This is a genomic window from Mesorhizobium sp. L48C026A00 (assembly GCF_000502375.1).
Classification (GTDB): domain Bacteria; phylum Pseudomonadota; class Alphaproteobacteria; order Rhizobiales; family Rhizobiaceae; genus Mesorhizobium; species Mesorhizobium muleiense.
In genome coordinates this window covers 12422-29163 of record NZ_AYWU01000034.1, presented here as the reverse complement: position 1 = coordinate 29163, position 16742 = coordinate 12422, and the positions used below count along the sequence as shown (strand labels likewise).

General features: G+C 60.5%; 11 protein-coding genes. 8 read left to right on the top strand and 3 right to left on the bottom strand.

All coding sequences use genetic code 11. The features are described 5' to 3' along the window. The first annotated feature begins 11 nt into the window (after positions 1 to 11). Genes X738_RS75290 through X738_RS75270 form a run of 5 tightly spaced genes read left to right on the top strand, consistent with a single transcriptional unit; the run spans position 12 to position 6173 of the window. Positions 12 to 731: a virB8 family protein gene (locus X738_RS75290; protein WP_084833919.1), complete on the top strand. Its 720-nt coding sequence runs from the start codon at positions 12 to 14 to the stop codon at positions 729 to 731. After that, complete coding sequence (locus tag X738_RS75285; RefSeq protein WP_023803021.1) at positions 728 to 1528, top strand: TrbG/VirB9 family P-type conjugative transfer protein; 801 nt, start codon at positions 728 to 730, stop codon at positions 1526 to 1528. The genes X738_RS75290 and X738_RS75285 overlap by 4 nt, the downstream gene beginning before the upstream one ends. Then, complete coding sequence (virB10, locus tag X738_RS75280) at positions 1525 to 2988, top strand: type IV secretion system protein VirB10 (RefSeq protein WP_023803020.1); 1464 nt, start codon at positions 1525 to 1527, stop codon at positions 2986 to 2988. Before X738_RS75285 ends, virB10 begins: the two co-directional genes overlap by 4 nt. After that, the gene (gene virB11 / locus X738_RS75275) at positions 2985 to 4010 is read left to right on the top strand and encodes a P-type DNA transfer ATPase VirB11 (RefSeq protein ID WP_023803019.1); all 1026 of its coding nucleotides are present in this window, start codon (positions 2985 to 2987) and stop codon (positions 4008 to 4010) included. Before virB10 ends, virB11 begins: the two co-directional genes overlap by 4 nt. 12 nt (positions 4011 to 4022) lie before the next feature. Then, positions 4023 to 6173, top strand: a complete 2151-nt coding sequence (locus X738_RS75270) for a type IV secretory system conjugative DNA transfer family protein (RefSeq protein WP_023803018.1) — start codon at positions 4023 to 4025, stop codon at positions 6171 to 6173. A 208-nt stretch (positions 6174 to 6381) separates the two neighbouring features. On the opposite strand, the gene X738_RS83610 is transcribed toward X738_RS75270, so the two are convergent. Both X738_RS83610 and X738_RS75260 read right to left on the bottom strand, forming a co-directional pair. Then, positions 6382 to 6741, bottom strand: coding sequence for a hypothetical protein (locus X738_RS83610; RefSeq protein ID WP_245277826.1), 360 nt, complete (start codon positions 6739 to 6741; stop codon positions 6382 to 6384). A gap of 81 nt (positions 6742 to 6822) precedes the next feature. Further along, positions 6823 to 7524, bottom strand: coding sequence for a Crp/Fnr family transcriptional regulator (locus X738_RS75260; RefSeq protein WP_031256604.1), 702 nt, complete (start codon positions 7522 to 7524; stop codon positions 6823 to 6825). A gap of 632 nt (positions 7525 to 8156) precedes the next feature. Here X738_RS75260 and X738_RS83605 point away from each other — a divergent pair. Continuing rightward, positions 8157 to 8579, top strand: coding sequence for an ATP-dependent DNA ligase (locus X738_RS83605; RefSeq protein ID WP_245277825.1), 423 nt, complete (start codon positions 8157 to 8159; stop codon positions 8577 to 8579). 22 nt (positions 8580 to 8601) lie between these two features. Beyond that, positions 8602 to 9135: an ATP-dependent DNA ligase gene (locus tag X738_RS75250; protein ID WP_023803013.1), complete on the top strand. Its 534-nt coding sequence runs from the start codon at positions 8602 to 8604 to the stop codon at positions 9133 to 9135. On the opposite strand, the gene X738_RS75245 is transcribed toward X738_RS75250, so the two are convergent. After that, complete coding sequence (locus tag X738_RS75245; protein ID WP_023803012.1) at positions 9120 to 13241, bottom strand: hypothetical protein; 4122 nt, start codon at positions 13239 to 13241, stop codon at positions 9120 to 9122. The two genes, X738_RS75250 and X738_RS75245, sit on opposite strands and share 16 nt — an antisense overlap. A 560-nt stretch (positions 13242 to 13801) precedes the next feature. On the opposite strand from X738_RS75245, the gene X738_RS75240 reads away from it, so the two are divergent. Further along, positions 13802 to 16510, top strand: a complete 2709-nt coding sequence (locus X738_RS75240) for an ATP-binding domain-containing protein (protein ID WP_023803010.1) — start codon at positions 13802 to 13804, stop codon at positions 16508 to 16510. The last annotated feature ends 232 nt before the right edge of the window (positions 16511 to 16742 follow it).

Below are 16742 nucleotides of genomic sequence, written 5' to 3'. Positions count from 1 at the left end.
GCAATAGTAAAGTGTCAATTTCAGTGGAAACAGCTGCTGACCGCAGCAGCGAACTCGTCGACAAGCGCTATTACAGAGCGGGTGCGACCTGGGAAGACGACACGCACAGGTCAATGCGTCGATCGCGTACATTGGCCTGGATCGTCAGCGGCGTTTCTGGACTGGTGGCGGTGCTGTCGCTGCTGGCGCTCGTGCTTATCCTGCCGCTCCGGCAGTTCGAACCGTATGTTGTCGAGGTCGACAAAACGACGGGCTACCTCGAGATCATGCGCGCGCTGAAGCCTGGAGATTTGTCCCAGAACGAGGCCGTCACGGCGGCCAATCTGGTGCGCTATATCAGGGCCCGCGAAACCTATGATTCGCGTGAACTGAAACAGAATTACGACCTGGCGCAGCTCTACTCCACCGACGCCGCGTCCAAGGATTTGACGTGGCTTTATACGCCTGCAAATCCACAATCGCTGGACAAGATTTTTGGCCGCAATGTCACTGTCTCGGTCGAGATCAAGTCCGTTTCCCTGCTCAATCGCAACACAGCCTCGGTGCGCTTTGCCACGACGACGCGCCGGGACAATTCGTCCACGGCCGACAATTGGGTGGCGGTGATAAAATTCCGCTACACCTCGACGCCGCTCAAGAACGAATGGCGTTTCGACAACCCGTTGGGATTTCAGGTTACGGATTACCGCCGCGACCAGGAATCGGCGCCGGCCGCGGGGAGCCTGCAATGAGATGGCGCGTGAGCCTCGCCCTGTCGGCCGCCCTTTTCCTCGGCATTACCCACAACGCGACCGCACGCGACGGCCGCATCCGATACGTCACCTTCAACAACGACGACGTGACGTCGGTGCGCGCAGCTCTTGGCATTTCGACGATGGTCGAGCTCAGCCCGACCGAAATCATCGAAACCGTGTCGGCTGGCGACACGAAAGGCTGGTCGATCATCCCCAAACGGGGATCGCGATTTCTGTTCGTCAAGCCGCTGGAGCGCGATGCTTGGACCAACGTCAACGTCGTCACCAACCGGCGCGTCTATTCCTTGCTGCTGCAGGCGACTGACAATGACCAGGACCGGGCATCCTTCCAGGTCCGGTTCAAATACCCGGACGAGGATATCAACGCGCGCCTGCTTTCACAGGCCAAGGAGAGCGCCGCCGATCCGGATTTGAAGGATCTAAATTATGCCGACCTCAATTACGACTACGCCTACAAGGGCGACGACAGCCTGAAGCCGCGCACCGTATTCGACGACGGCACCAAGGTGTTTCTGGAGTTCAAGGGTGACATTCCGGCGATTTTCGTTGTCGACGACAAGCGTCAGGAGTCGCTGGTCAACGTTCGCACGCAGGGCAAATACACAGTCATCGATAAGGTCGCCCGGCAATTCACCTTGCGAGCCGATGGCAAGACGCTCTGCCTCTACAACCGGGCGCGACCCAACGCAATCGACCCGGTCGAGCAAGTCTACGGTCCAACGAAACTGACAGGCGGTTCCACCCTGTTCGGATCCAGCGGAGGGCGGTGGTGACCCAGATCGATTATAACCAACTGGACGGCAGCCCGACGGTCGCGCGCCGTGGTGCGGGCGTGGGTACCAGGATCGCCCTTGTCGGCCTCGGCGTGGTGCTGGTAGGCGCGCTGATATGGCTGAACTGGCCCCGGGAGCCTGTATCACGCGATGTTCGCAGCGATGGCGAGGAAAACTTCAACCCGCCAGAGTTTCGCCCGCCGGCGTTGAACGAACCGCCGCAACCTGCCGACGGCACGATCGACCAGATCGTGGTGCCGCCACCGGCCGCCGACCAGAACGGCACGCAACAAGCCGATAATGTCGATCAGACCGTGCAGGAGGGCGCGGATCTTGATGCGCAGCGGCGCGCGCTGGAGGCGCAAATGGCGGCCGAGGAAGCTCGCCGCAAGGCCGAGGCGGAAGAAGCCCGCCGCAAGGCCGCGGCTGACGAAGAGGCTCGTCGTAAGGCGGAAGCCGCCGAGCGCGAAAAGGCGGTGTGGGAACGCCTGCGGTCGAACCAAATGGTGACGAATGATCAAACCGGATCGACGGATGCCGGCGCCCAGGCGGCACAGGTCGAAATCGCGCCCGACGGTCAGATCATCCCGGTCCCCGGCGCCGACAGTGATCCCAACAAGGCATTCCTGGCACAGTCTGAGGCAAGTTCTTCCGGGATCGTCAAAGCCAAGGTCTTCCGGCGTACCGATGCGTTGATCCCCGAAGGAACGATCATTCGCGGCTATTTGGAAACCGCGATCAACACGGACCTTCCCGGCGCCGTGCGCGCAGTCGTGCGTGAGGATGTCTTCTCGCTCGACGGCAGGCGGATCCTCATTCCGAAGGGCTCGCGCCTGACCGGAGAATACCGCTCGGGGCTTGCGCGCGGTCAAAAGCGTGTTTTCATCGTCTGGAGCAGGCTTATCCGCTCGGACGGCATTTCCGTCGATATCAAGTCGCCCGGGGCAGACGCGCTCGGCCGCGGTGGCATGGGCGGCCGTGTCGATACGCACTGGGTTGAACGGTACGGCAACGCCATCATGCTTTCCGTCATTGGCGGTGTCTCTGAATATCTGTCCTCGCTTGGAGATCGCAGCCAGGATGGACAACAGCGCCAGGTGTCGACGATCGATCCCTTAACCGGCGAGACCACGACCGTAAATTATGGTGGCAATGGCTCGCAGGGCGATGCCCGCAGCATCGCGTTCGATAAGTCATCGACCGCCCTGCAGCAACTCGCGCAGGAGGCGTTTCGCGACACGCAGAACATTGGCCCGACAGTCTATGTCGACCAAGGCACATCGGTTGTTGTGCTGGTGCGGCGAGACCTCGATTTCTCGGATTTGTACGCCGACCCCGTTCAGGAAGAAGTGGCGCGCCTGAAGGCAGGCGGGCGGCCGAAGGCGGCGATCGATCCGACGCCTCTCTACGGCACGCCGAAGGATCATTTTTATCCCGGCTACGGGAGCCCGGTGAAATGAATGCCGTGAATCCCCTCCCCGACCCTTGGGCGAGAGCCCCGGTCCTGCGCGCTCATCTGGAACCGATATGGCCCTATTTGAACGAAGATGCGGTTTCCGAGATTGCGATCAACAGGCCGGGTGAATTGTTCATCGAACGCCTCGGCGCGAAGGAAATGGAGCATATCGTCCAGCGCGAGGTCACCCCCGGCTGGATTAGGCACATCTCGACTGGCGTCGCCTCGGCGACAAATCAGGTCATCAACGAAGAAAAGCCTGTCCTGTCGGCTGCTCTACCATCGGGTGAGCGCATCCAATGCATCTTGCCGCCCGCGGCTCCGGAAGGCGGGGCGATTTCGCTCCGCAAGCAGGTCATCATGGATATGAGCCTTGCTGCCTACAAGGATCTCGGCGCCTTCGAGAACACGGCGATGGGCAGCGGCCTGGCGCTTTCAACCGAAGAAAAGCGACTTGTCGAGATGTTGCACGACACGTCGCCGATGGAGTTTCTGCAATACGCGGTGCGCAACCGCGTCTCGATCGTCGTTTCAGGCGGCACGTCGACCGGCAAGACGACGTTCTTGAATGCGCTCTTAAAGGAGATCCCGGCCCATGAACGGGTCATCACGATCGAAGACACCCGCGAACTGAGGCTGCCTGCTCCCAACAACCTCACGCTGATAGCTTCGAAGGGCGACCAGGGCCTTGCCAAAGTCTCGGCGCAACAGCTGCTCGAAGCCTCCCTTCGCATGCGGCCCGACCGTCTGCTTTTGGGCGAGTTGCGCGGCGCTGAAACCTTCGCGTTCCTCCAGGCGATCAACACCGGCCACCCGGGTTCGCTCACGACCGTTCATGCCAATTCCGCCCGGTCCGCCTACGATCGGCTGGCGCTCATGGTCATGCAGGGCAGCTCCGGCCTCTCACGAAGCGAAATCCTCGACTACCTGCGCGAGGTCATCCCGGTGGTCGTCCAGATGGTCCGCACCGAAGGCGGACGGCGCGGCATCAGCGAGATCAAGTTCACCAAGGCGGAGACGATCTAGCGGACCACATCCATGCAGAAAATCGCAACAGCAATTTTCATGATGCTCATGGCGATCGCCCTGGGTGTCCTGCTCTTCACGGTCGCCTATGCCGCGACGGATTGGTACCGGACCGGCTCCCACATCCTGTTCGATCAGCTGAACGCCAATCCATTGCCGGTCGTTCGTCAGGCCTGGGGCGACACGATGGCGAGGAATTTTGGCCGGGTCCAATTCGCCATTGCAGCGGGAGCATTAGGGTTTCTTGCGCCCCTGGTCAGCCTGTTTCTCATGCGCCCGAGAAAGCGCAATGACTCTCGCTTCATGACGATGAGCGACGTAGCAAAAACTGGCCTGACGAAAGTTGGTGGCGTCTTCATCGGTCGAGCCGGCGGCAGGCTTGCCGAAATTCTGTCGCCCGGCCGCGATCAGCGCTCCGGCAAGATCCGCTTGACGCAGCGCAAGCTGATCGGTGGCAAGAAACTGTGGATTAATGGCGATGATGTCGGCGGCTTCGTCATAGGGCCGCCGCGCTCCGGTAAAGGCACGTCTCTCATCATCCCGAATGCGTTGACCTGGCCGCATTCGCTCGTGGTTCTCGACCTGCGGGGCGAGACCTATGCGGCGACCGCCGGTTACCGTTCCACCATGAGCCGTGTGGTGCGATTCGCGCCGGCTGATCCGGACGGCAACACCGCATACTACAATCCGATGGACTTCATCTCGCTGGACTCGGCGCAGCGCGACATCGACCTTCGCAACATCGCTGCGGCATTGTTTCCGCGGCCCCCGTCCAACGCAGACCCGTACTGGGTCAACGATGCCCGCCTCCTTTTTACCGGCATCGCGTCCTTCGTCATGGAATCGTCCGCGATCCCAAACGAGAAGAAGACCTTCGCCACCATCCTCGAGATCATGAACGGCGCCGAGCAGCCGCTCCTGGAGTTCATCGGCTCGTTACGCGAGGAACGCCGCCGCGAATGCTCGCATTTTACGCTGCAGACCCTGCTGCCATATTTCGAAATGTCTGAGCGGCAGTTCTCCGGAATCTATGCTGGCGTGCGCACCGGCATGGCGCCCTTCCTCAACGAGCGCCTGATGCGAGCCACCTCGCGCAGCACGTTCGATATTCGCAAGCTCAAGCGGGATCGAATTTCTCTCTATCTCGACGTGCGGCGCGAGCAGATTACGTCGCTTGGACCGTTGTTCAACGTCCTGATCACGCAGATGATGAACTTCATGTCGGAAAGCCTGCCGCAGCCGGGCGAGCATCCGGTACTTGTGCTGCTCGACGAGTTCCAAAACCTCGGCAAGCTCGAGAATGTGACCGAAATGGCGAGCGTGCTCGGCGGTAACGGTGTTTCGATGTGGTTTTTTGTACAGTCGCTGAAGGCTGTAGACGAGATCTATCGCCAGGAAGGGCGCAAGACGCTCATCAACGCCGCTCGCGTGCAGATCTTTTTCGGTGCGCAGGACGCCGACGATCTGCGCTACGTTTCCGAGCAGCTCGGCGAAACGTCGGACGTGCAAAAGGACGTGACGCGCACCAGGGCGACGTTGTTCGACACGTATTACACGCGGTCGGAGCACCGCAAGGAAGTGCGGCGGCCCCTCATGCGGCCGGACGAAATCCGCACGCTCGACAAGAACAAGGTCATCATTTTGCCGCGTGGCGAACTGCCAATCCTCGGCACACGCAATTTCTATTTCGCCGACGGTCCGCTCGCCAAACGCGCGTTCATGCCCCTGCCCGCCTCTACCGACGCTTCGCGCACGAAAAGCCGTGCGTCGGACTCCTCTGCGGCGGTTCCATCTCCTGCGCTCCCGACGATTGTGCCGACAGCACCGGCGTACCGCTCAGGCCTCTTGCAGACCCGCCTGCGGCGCGGCGCGACATTTGCCGCAAAAGCAGGTCGTATAGCTCTGCCGCAGGGCCGGCGCGCAATCGTAAAAGAACGGCTGAAAGCAACAGACGCTGTAGCCGTACCAGTCTATGCCGCCATAGATTTTTCCGCGTTGGCGGCCAAAGCGGTAAGAACACGCATAGCGCCCGAAAAAGAGGCGGCGGTTGCGGCTATCCTAAACAAGGTGCGATCTCTCCGAGCTCACGCATCCGACACCGAGGCTTTCGATCGAAATTTGAGCATCGTCGAAGATACTTTGCCTGATGTAGTCGATGGGTAGGCTAGCATCCCGATGCGGCGGAGAGGTCATTGTCTATCGTGCCCTTGTCGCACGAAATCGTCGACGACACATGCCTCAACAGGTGTCTCAAGAATCCGCGGCGTCGAATTCAACCGCAAATCCCGCGTCGATCGCGCTTCGCGCACTGAGATAGCCAAGTTCCCAATCCGTGAGTTCGCAAAGCGGAAATATTCCCCTTACGGCGTGGCTAACCTCGGATATCGAAATGTACGGCCTGACGACACCGTCGATAAGGTAGCGGACAATCGCCTGGCGAACGTCCGACAAGGTAGGCCTCTGCGCGAGCGCAGGCATCTATGGCCCACGAATGGAGCCGTGGCTCTACGCCATCGGCTGTTTTTGCATCGAAAGCGACGGGCACACCGTGAATGATGGATGCCGCTGCCAGCAACTCCTCCAACTCGTGGTCGGTAGCCTTGCATGCGGGCATGAGAGTTCTGATAGCGCGGATCGCCTGTGCGATGGACAGGAACTGGGCCTTGCCTCTGGAAAGGACATAGGCCTCTGCCGCCTTTTCAACCGTGACTGTGTGAAAAGTGCTGCTCATCGAGAATGCCTCCCTAGAACCCTCAACACGATTTACGGCACGAATTCGGTAGCCTGCAAGGGTTTGTCTGATTCAGGACAATTAGACGGAGGCTAGGCTGAAGTGACTTTGCTCCTCCTCCCCGTAGGCACCATGTGTGAGTTGTATCATTCCAACGCGGTCGACAATTGTGATCTCGCCGCGCCTGGCGTGAACCAGCCCCCGATACTCAAGCATTTGGAGGGCGGTCGTAACGCCCGGGCGCCGAGCGCCAAGCATGGTCGCCAGAAACTCATGCGTCAGGTAAATCTTGTTTCCTTCGACGCGGTCTTGGACCATCAGCAACCAGCGGGCCAGCCGCTCCTCGATTTTGGAGTGGCCGTTGACCAGTGCCGTCCGGGACGACTGGATGAGGAACGCGTGGGCATAGCGAAGCAGTGACTCGCGAAGGGATTGGCTCTCTGCAATCGCAGAGCGAAGAGCTTCAACCGGGAGGATCCAGCCATTACCTGCGACTTGGATATAGGTTTCATTGGGCGACTTGTCCTGGCCGAGAATAACGGCAACTCCTGTCATGCCGTCATGGCCGACGATGCCGACTTCGCTTTGCCGCCCACCGGTCATCGTAGCGACCACTGACGCGATGCCCATCTCTGGGAAATACACATGCTCGATCGGCTGATAAGAGACTTCCAGCTGGTCTTTGATGCCCAGTTCGACGTGATGCAGTGAGGGCTTCAAAAGCGCGAAATCCTCCGAGGAGAGGGTTTTCAATACATGGTTGCGAAGAAGGGATTGGGGCATGGCTCTCTCTCCCATACGGGCAAGAGCACGTACCTCTTACTGTCGGCTGCGTCCGAAGCGCTGGCGGCCGATGTGGGAAACATAGGCTTCAAATGCGTGGTTGGCAAAGAATCCAAGCCTGGCGAAAGGCGGGGGAACGTCTCCCTCGGTGGAGGCCCAACCGGGCTTCTAAAGCTGATGGCAGAAACCGGACACGCTGTGGCGGCATTTGAGGGCACGTTCCTGCTCTTGATTATTGCCTGTGAGCTGTGCGCGCAAATCGGGAATGGAAGGGCCGGAGGCAGGAAGCACGGCCTCAGGCCGAGGCGCTAATCAAGCGTTTCGGCAATGATCGCGAAAAGCTCAACACGGCCGCCAGCGAAACTAAAGAAGTAGTCGCGCGTTGGACGCGGATAACGCTATTTCGTCTCTGAGTATGGTTTAGGCCAGAGTGGTCAAGCCAACGTCGCGTAAGGCAATCAATGCGTCGAGCGCTGGTCAAGCGAAGTCGCCCGCTCGTGACCAGGTCACTTTAACGCCGCCCGCTTTCCGGCCGGTCCAGCTCGCAACGCTCGTTGACACGGTCCCTGCCGGCGATCGTTGGATCCATGAGATGAAATACGACGGCTATCGTATTCTCGTTGCCGTCGGCGGTGGCGAGGCGCGAGCCTACACACGATCTGGTCTGGACTGGTCTAGCCGTTTTCCCTCGATCCTCTCCGAGNGGCGGTGGCGAGGCGCGAGCCTACACACGATCTGGTCTGGACTGGTCTAGCCGTTTTCCCTCGATCCTCTCCGAGGCTCGCAAGCTCAAGGTGCGCTCCGCCCTGATTGACGGCGAGGCCGTGATTGTCGATGTGGAAGGAAGATCTAACTTCCAGGCGCTTCAGAATGCATTGAAGGGTGCCCCGGCGACTATCGACTTTTATGCGTTCGATCTGCTGCAGCTCGACGGCGAAGATCTGACAAGGCTTCCTCTTCTTGAGCGCAAGGCGAAGCTGGAGGCGATCTTGCCTGCGAAAAATCCGGTCCTTCGTTACTCCGACCATATCCTCGGCCGNGGAAGGAAGATCTAACTTCCAGGCGCTTCAGAATGCATTGAAGGGTGCCCCGGCGACTATCGACTTTTATGCGTTCGATCTGCTGCAGCTCGACGGCGAAGATCTGACAAGGCTTCCTCTTCTTGGCCGCAAGGCGAAGCTGGAGGCGATCTTGCCTGCGAAAAATCCGGTCCTTCGTTACTCCGACCATATCCTCGGCCGCGGAGAAGAGCTGCTCGATCGCTTCTGCGCAGCCGGCCTTGAGGGCGTCATCTCAAAGCTCGCGGATTCGAGTTATGTGGCGGCCCGCGGCGCAAGCTGGCTGAAGATCAAATGCATCAGGCGGCAGGAATTTGTGATTGTCGGCTGGACGCCGTCCGACAAGGTCCGCGCGTTTCGGTCCTTGATCCTTGGCGTTCATGACGGCGGCAAGCTGCGTTACGCCGGGAAAGTCGGCACCGGCTTCGATACCGCTGAACTTCTTCGTCTCTTGAAGATCATGGCGCCGCTTGAGCAGAAGGCCGCCACCTCCGACGCACCACGCGCCGAAGTGCGCGGCGCATTGTTCGGTTGGGACTATCGAAGCCAGTAGTCCCTGTGGTCCAAAGTGAAGAAGATCGAGATGATCTCCCCAGTCGCAGCGACAAGAACATCGGCCACGACGCCTTCGACCGTTTTGCGCTGCCTGCCTTTGCCGAAGACCACCTGACGAGGGCGCGCATCCCTTAGCGCCGCGCGTACTTGCTCGCGGCTCAGCTGCCGTCCAACCTTGTGATGCTCGACGTGGGACAGGATGAGCAGATTGCCGGCATGGCGTGCGCCAGACGCCCCGGCATAATCGGCATGATGGGCGTCGATCATCTTGGCGCGATTTTCAGCCAGCTCCACATAGCTTCCGGCAGGCGCCAGCCTGGCCGGCGCGTGCGATGCCAGCGAGATTTGGCAGTGAAACGCATAATGGTTCTGCTTCAGATCCCTGATCTGGTCTTCCTCCCCCGGCACCGCCGCGCGTTCGCGCTTCCTGTTCTTGTCGCGCTCGGCGGGCTTTTCAGGTTCGGACTTGCCGTGATTTTCCGTCAGGGGAGCGGGATGGGGAACGTTCCGGGTCGGGTCCGGCGTCCAGTCATAATGGCCGATCGGCGCTTCATCCGGCTCGACCTCGCCGATCGACTCGTCCTCATCCAGCGGTTTTTCATCCGCTTCCAGCGGCTCCTCGAAGTCGAGCTTTTGCTCGGCTGCGGCCTTGGCCTCGACGATGTCGGTATTGAGCGCCGCGGCCAGGGTTGGGCCGCACCAAAGAGGAGCGCTTTGCACGAAAATTCGTTCGGCGATCGCCACAAAAAGGGCGCTCTCGACGCTGCTGCGTCGGTCGTCAGGCTCAAGCTTGAGCCACAGTATGCCCGCAGCCTCGTCGAATGCATGGTCGATCTCGGTCGCGATTTCGCGCTGACCGATCTTGTAGGTCGCAAGAACCCTCCTCGCGCACATGACGCTCGCGATGCCGGAAAGACGGCTGGGCCAGTGCGCATGAATATACTTCCTGTCGACCTGGTAATGGTCCAGCCTCTTTTCGAGCGTCCTGGCGATACGCCTGGATTTAAGCGTCGTGACGATCTCCTGAACCCAAGTCGGTGCCGGCACGGAATCGGTCCCCGTCACCTTGGCGGGCTCGCCCGCGACATGTCGAAGTGATCGCACACCCTGGCCCAGCAGGATTTGAGTGATCGAGGAAATCACCTGCTCATGCTTGTCGATCGCGAGCATGAGCGATCCTGGATCCTCCAGGATGGTCCGCGCAAGCGCTGGGAAATCCTTCACGAAAACCGAGCGGCCCCTCGTAGCTGTACGGTAGCTGACAAGCTCGAGGCCGCGCGCGCTGTCGACGGGAAGGCAGGGCTCGTTCTCATAAATGCCCCACCAGCTCGTCGGCCCACGCTCATGCGCGAAATGGCGTACGATCTGCGGCAAGTGCGGTTCGATTTGCCGCTCGTCCTCGCGCAGCCAGGCGAAGAACGCGCGTGAGCTCTCCGTACTGGGTTCGGCCGGCAACACGCCGGCGCGGCGATAAAGGGCCTGGTCGTTTGGCGCGAGATTCTTGCCGCTGATCTGGCGCCGGCAATCGCCCCAATAGTCGCCTCTGTTACCCTTGAAGGCTAGCTCCACAGGCGCGGCAAAGTCGCCGCCCAGCGGAATGCACGCAAGCTGGCCGATCCCGAGATCATAGCCATCGGCAACGTCGGCGAGCGCCTTGAGCCGGCCCAGCAAAGCAGGCTGGTTGGCCAGGTCCGCGCCAAGCGCCGCGCGCAACATCGCCGCGTTCGGGGCGGCGCGCATCGGCCAAATCTTCGCGAGTGCGTCGGAGCGGCTAGCGGCGACATGCTCGCCCACTAGGGACAACCGCCCCACCGCCGGCGTCGGTGAGACCAGGTCCGATCGTGCTCTAAGCGTACCATCGAGCGCCAAGGCCGACGGTGCGTCGCTCGCGGCCAGGAGTCGCGCGCTTGTTGATTTGGCGATGGTTTCCAGATCACGCTCGAGCTTGCGAAAGCGCAACATTTCCTCAGCATCGAGCACCAGTCCCTCTGGCAAATCAGTGAGGGTGGCGGCCAGCCAGTTCGAGACTTCCGCCTCGCTGGGCTCGTTGCGAACGGTAAGGCCCAGCCGCCTGTGCGCCAGCGCAGTCCGAAGCTTCGCGATGTCAGCATGCGGGCGCGCTAGCGCGCTCGCGACGACCCGTGCGGGCCCGCCGCTGTTGGGCTCGCACAATCTGCCGAGCGGTCCCGGCATGCCGCTGGCATCCGGCCAAATCGGCAGCTTCTTGATCGCGGGCCAAGCCTTTTTCGGGAATCCCGCGGGGTTGTGAACCAGCCACGCGAAAAGCCCTTTGGCGACCCTCGCGCCGATCGGAGCGGCGGCCAGGGTCTCGACCAGTTCCGGAAATCCGAAATGCGGCCGCAGCCAATCGTGCGATCTAAAGATCGGATGCGCGGAAAGGTCGGGATGAACGATGGGTGGCAGGCTGACGCCCGGCAGATCGGTAGGAAGTTCAGAGGCCAGGCTCATCTGCGACATCGGCGTCGCGATGCCATTTGTGTTGGGGAGCTCGAGGTCGTGGGCCGGCGAAGGGATCGGATCGCCTTGGAGCAAGGCGTCGAGATGGCGCCGCACCAGAGGAAGGTTCGACAAACCCCACCGGCGTTCGGCGTCGCTCGCCCAAGGAAAATAGCCTCCGTCTTCCGCATCAAATGGCCTCAATCGCTCGGCAGCGTCGGTCTCGTCGAAGCTGATCCGGTTTTCTAGCCAGCCGGCAAGATTCCGGTCGAGCAGGAGCGAGCGGATCCGCTCCGGCGTCGCGGCCGCCAGCAGCCATTCTTCGGGAGGCGCCACATCCGCCAGGGCGTCTGAATGTACGCCGGGACGCGTCTGCGTGCTCGGGATCACTATCCGCGTCCAGCGGCGGCGCGTCTTGTTCGTGGCTGCGCCCTGTCTTGCGCGCGGCGCGATGCTCGGGAGCGCGCGGCTTTGCGCGAGCGCCACGACCAGCGGGGCGAGCCGCTCGTCCGGCGCGAAATCGGCGCCCAGGAGATCGAGTGGCAGCAAATCCGCACGGCTGAGCAGCCACGAAATGGCCTCGACGAGAAGCGCGTCGCAGCCATTGACGAGATGTGTGTTCCAGACCTTCGACTGGTCGGCGAGGCCATGCCGCTCCGTATCGGAGGCGAACGGCGCGGAATAATGGGCCGCAAAGCCGCTTGAGGAGGAGGGGCCGCCCAGCACATAGCCGATCGGATATCTGAGCTCGCCCCGGCCGACAACAATCCGCCCCCGCAGGGTCTCCGCCCAGGCCACCTCGATGGCGAGGCGCGCCTTGCGGGCATAGAAAGCCGGAACGTCATGCTGGGCCCCTTGGGGGCGTCCGATCGTGCGCGTGGCGACCCGCTCTCGAAGGACGCTATCGCCATCAGGTCCGCTTATCTCGCAGCTACGGGAAAAGACCTGGAACTTGCCCTTGTCGAGCGCCCTGGTGGTCGAGAAGAAGAAGCGCTTCGTGCCGAGCCGGTGATGCCTGAGCTCGATGACATAGTGCGGCCGGATGTCCGGGCGCAAGGTGCCGATGAACCGCCGTGCCAGGGACGAAGCCGCGTCAGTGAACAAGGCGTCGATATCCGCCTCGCTCGGCACTTCGAGGATTGTCCGCTCGCCCGATTTCGAAACCAGTTGCCGCCGCCGGTATGGAATCTCGATGGCGCAACCTACGTCCGGTCCGTCGGGATCCGCAACTGGCACGCGGCGCGCACCGGGTTTGGGCGGTTTGTTCTCCCCATATCTGTAGAGCGTCTGATCGGTCCTAAGCTTGCCCGAGCGGATGTGGATCGAATCGCCGATCGTGAAGCACGCCTTGAGGCCGTGATTCTTGATGCCGATGAGCCCTTTTTTCTGAGGCACCTCATCGCCCGCACCGCGGAGATAAGTGAGGCGCTTCCAGCCGTCCGCATCGACCGATGCGCCATTGCCGCTGCCGATGAGCCGGTCGGCACCGAAGTCTAGGATCGTATGCGTGCTGCCCGCGTCGATCTCGTTCTGCAAGAGCTCGGCCACAAGATCATCTGCGCGTAAGCTTCGGATGAAATTGAAGAACTCCGGGACCATGTCGGTCTTGGTGTCATAACCATCGTCATTGAATTCCGGATCCGCCATTCTTCTTCATCTCACGAAATCAAGTCGAAGTCCTAGTGAGACTGCGCCGGGATGTTTCATGCACGATTTTCGTACATCTTTTGAAGCTCGATGGCTCCGATGTGCCGGCTCGATGTTTCAGGCGGTTTTCGCGGTGCGTCCGCGCTTGCGGAGTTTGCGCTGAGCCTGAATGTGAAAGGGCTGGGTCTTTGGCCGTCACGCCGGGGACCCAACGTCACATGGTCATCATGTCGATCAAAATGCGGGTCGGCCTGCAAAGGCCGGCCTGCCTAAATCCGCAATCCCGCTTTCCCTCACACTTAGCCATTGAGGTCGATTTTTGGGCCGCAGGTTGACGATCTGCTTCGGTGCTTGCTCGTGAGAAAGCAGCCACTGGTTGCCTTCGCGGGGAAAAACGCGAAGCGGCCTCGGTTCACGACAGCCTGGTCGGCAAAGCCGATGCGGCCCGCCAACGCTTGCACTCTAAAATACCTTCAAATTCCCTTCATGGAGTGGGCAATATTTGTCTAAGATGCTTTCACGTCCGGAAAGAAGACGGACTGGATGAGGGGCACAAGATCTTGAACAAGAAGAAAACAGTTTCCGTGGCAACGGCACCGCCCACCCAGTTGGAGCGCGCTGTGCCGATTGCAGAACATACGCTGCGGCATTTCGAAGAGACGGCACTCCGGGTTCGGGAGAAACTTGCTGAGGGAAGTCCGTCCCCCGCCAACGCCTTGGCCTCATTAAACGCCTTTACAGACGGCGCTGCTGTTCGCCGCGTCGGTGAGAACTCTGATCAATTGCGGCGCGCGCTTGTTGCGCTGCTGGCAGAGCCAGCTTTTTCCCGTGTGGTGGCACAGGACGAAGATGGCGCGCGCAGGTTCGTCTTTGTTTCCCGGGCGATCCCGCACCGGACGCCTTCGGACGGAAGTATTGCCGTCGGCTATCATCTTCCCTTTGGTCGAATCGCCGCGCTTCCCATCGGAGGAACCATCCTAGGTCCTGGATCTCAGACATTCACTGTGCTCGAGAAGTCAACGCTGTACGCCAAGGAAGCGGGCGGCATCTGGGACTCGCTCAACACCTTCGTTGAAGGCGAGGATTTCGCGGCGTTTACGGTCGTTTCGCTTCGCGAGCTGCTGCGGGGCCTGGGTGTCACTGAAGAGGAGCTTGATATTCTTGAGGCCGCGTTGGCGAGCGACAGGGCTGCGGCCGTCGTTTTTGAGGGCCGCAAACGCGATGTCATTACCAGGATGGCACTCCGTGATCTTAAGGTTCTGGACGAGTATCAGGATGAGATATTCCGTCTCCCTATTGATACGCGCCTTGTGATCCTTGGGCCGCCCGGCACTGGGAAAACGACCACGCTTATCAAGCGTCTTGGACAGAAGATCAATCTGGAAAGCCTTCCTGAGGAAGAGCGGGATGTGATCGGCGCGACAACGTCGGGCGAAGCCCAGCACGAGACTAGCTGGCTGATGTTCACACCGACCACGTTGTTGCGGCGGTATGTGAAGGAAGCCTTCGCGAAGGAGCTTATCCCGGCACCTGATGAGCGTATTCAGACTTGGGACGACTATCGGCGTGAGCTTGCCCGGAACCGCTTCCGTGTCTTGCGCTCCGCTGCCGGGGGCGGCTCGTTCGTAATGAAGGATGCGTTGTCGTCGCTGTTGCCGGAAACGGTAGCGGCGCAGCGGGCGTGGTTCGAGGATTTTGAGGCTTGGCAGCTCGGCCTGTTTTGGGGGGACCTGAAAACGAACGCCGATATTCTGGCAGCCGATGGTGCGGCAGATACAAAGCGTCTTGGCACGCGTCTCCGGGAAGCACTACCGTCTTCCGTTTCTGGCCCCCATCCGGGCGCCTTGATTTCCATAGCGGCTCTAGCGGACGAGCTTCAGGCGCTGATCGGCGGATTGAAGAGGAAAACCGATGAGGCGGTAAGCTCGGCGGCGAGACAGGCGCTTAGGGCAGACGCTGGTTTCCTCGATGCACTTGTCTCGTTCATCGGAACGCTGACAGAAAGCGATGATAACGAAGATCTCGATGATGAGGATGAGGAAGAGAGCCGGCAGATCAAGGTTGGCCGCGAAGCTGCTGTGGAAGCATTGTACCGCGCCTTGCGTGCCAAAGCTCGCGCAGTGGCCAGCGGACGATCGCTCGGAAAGCAATCGCGCAACGGCCGACTTGCCGATTGGTTTGGCGACCGAAGCCTAACGCAAAACGCTTTGCGCACAATCGGGACCGATCTCCTTCTGCAAACTGCAGCGCGGCGTTTCCTGAATGCCGAACGGCGTCTTGTTGACGGGGTCGGTACAAGGTATCGACGCTTTCGCCGCGAACGTCAGACGGAAGGCCACTGGTACCGACGTGACCCGATTGCGGCGACCGACCTGCACCCGCTGGAGGTCGATCTGATTTTGCTCGCTATCCTCAACTCCGCCCGCACATTGCTTGCGGATCGGCGGATCGCACGCGGATACGCCCAAGGCCGCCATGTCGCTTTGGCGCCCATCGCGTCGCTGAATCGCACGCAAATCCTAGTGGATGAAGCGACAGATTTCTCGCCGGTACAACTCGCCTGCATGGCGGCATTGTGCGATCCGGCAGCCCGTTCTTTTGTTGCCTGCGGCGATTTCAATCAACGCATCACCGAATGGGGGACCCGTTCGGATGAGGAACTGAAGTGGGTCTTCCCGGATTTCGACGTTCGTTCCGTCAATATTACTTATCGCCATAGCCGCCAGTTGAATGAGTTGGCACGGGCTATTGCACTACTTTCATCGCCCGATGTCCCTGAGGCGCAGTTGCCGCAGCGCGTCAACAATGACGGATTCGATCCCGTTCTCGGTGTCAAATTGGGAGATCGCCTCGCCTGCGCGTCTTGGCTGAAGGACCGAATAGTCGAGATCGAGCGCCTGAGCGACGAAGTGCCGAGTATCGCAATCCTAGTGAGTGATGAAGAGGAGGTTATCCCGATGGCTGTGGCGCTGAACGATGCGCTCATGTCGAGCAACATTCGTGCTGTCCCTTGTCCATTCGGTGAAATGGCCGGCCAGGAAAACGATGTGCGCGTGTTCGACGTGCGTCACATCAAGGGTTTGGAATTTGAGGCGGTCTTTTTCCTCGGCATCGACCGACTCGCACAGCGCCAACCCGATCTATTCGAAAAGTACCTTTATGTAGGGGCGACGCGGGCGGCGATGTATCTCGGTCTCACCACTGGCGATGACCATCTTCCGACCAAAGTGGCTATGCTTGAGGGACGGTTTGGCAAGCAATGGCTTTAGAATTGGGCGCAGGACGTGTTGGACCGCCTGACTGGTCGGTCTTCCGCGTTCGTCCAGTCGCAGCTGACTTTGCGGACTTCGTGCCGGAGTGTGCTCTCACGGCTAGACGGCGGTGCCGGCGTCACCTTGCCTTCGAATGACGGGGCTAGGAGCCTGACACTCCGAAGTTTTCAGCCAGATGGTTGATCGGTGTTTCCCAGACCTGCTCGTATAGGTCTTCTCGCGAAATCTC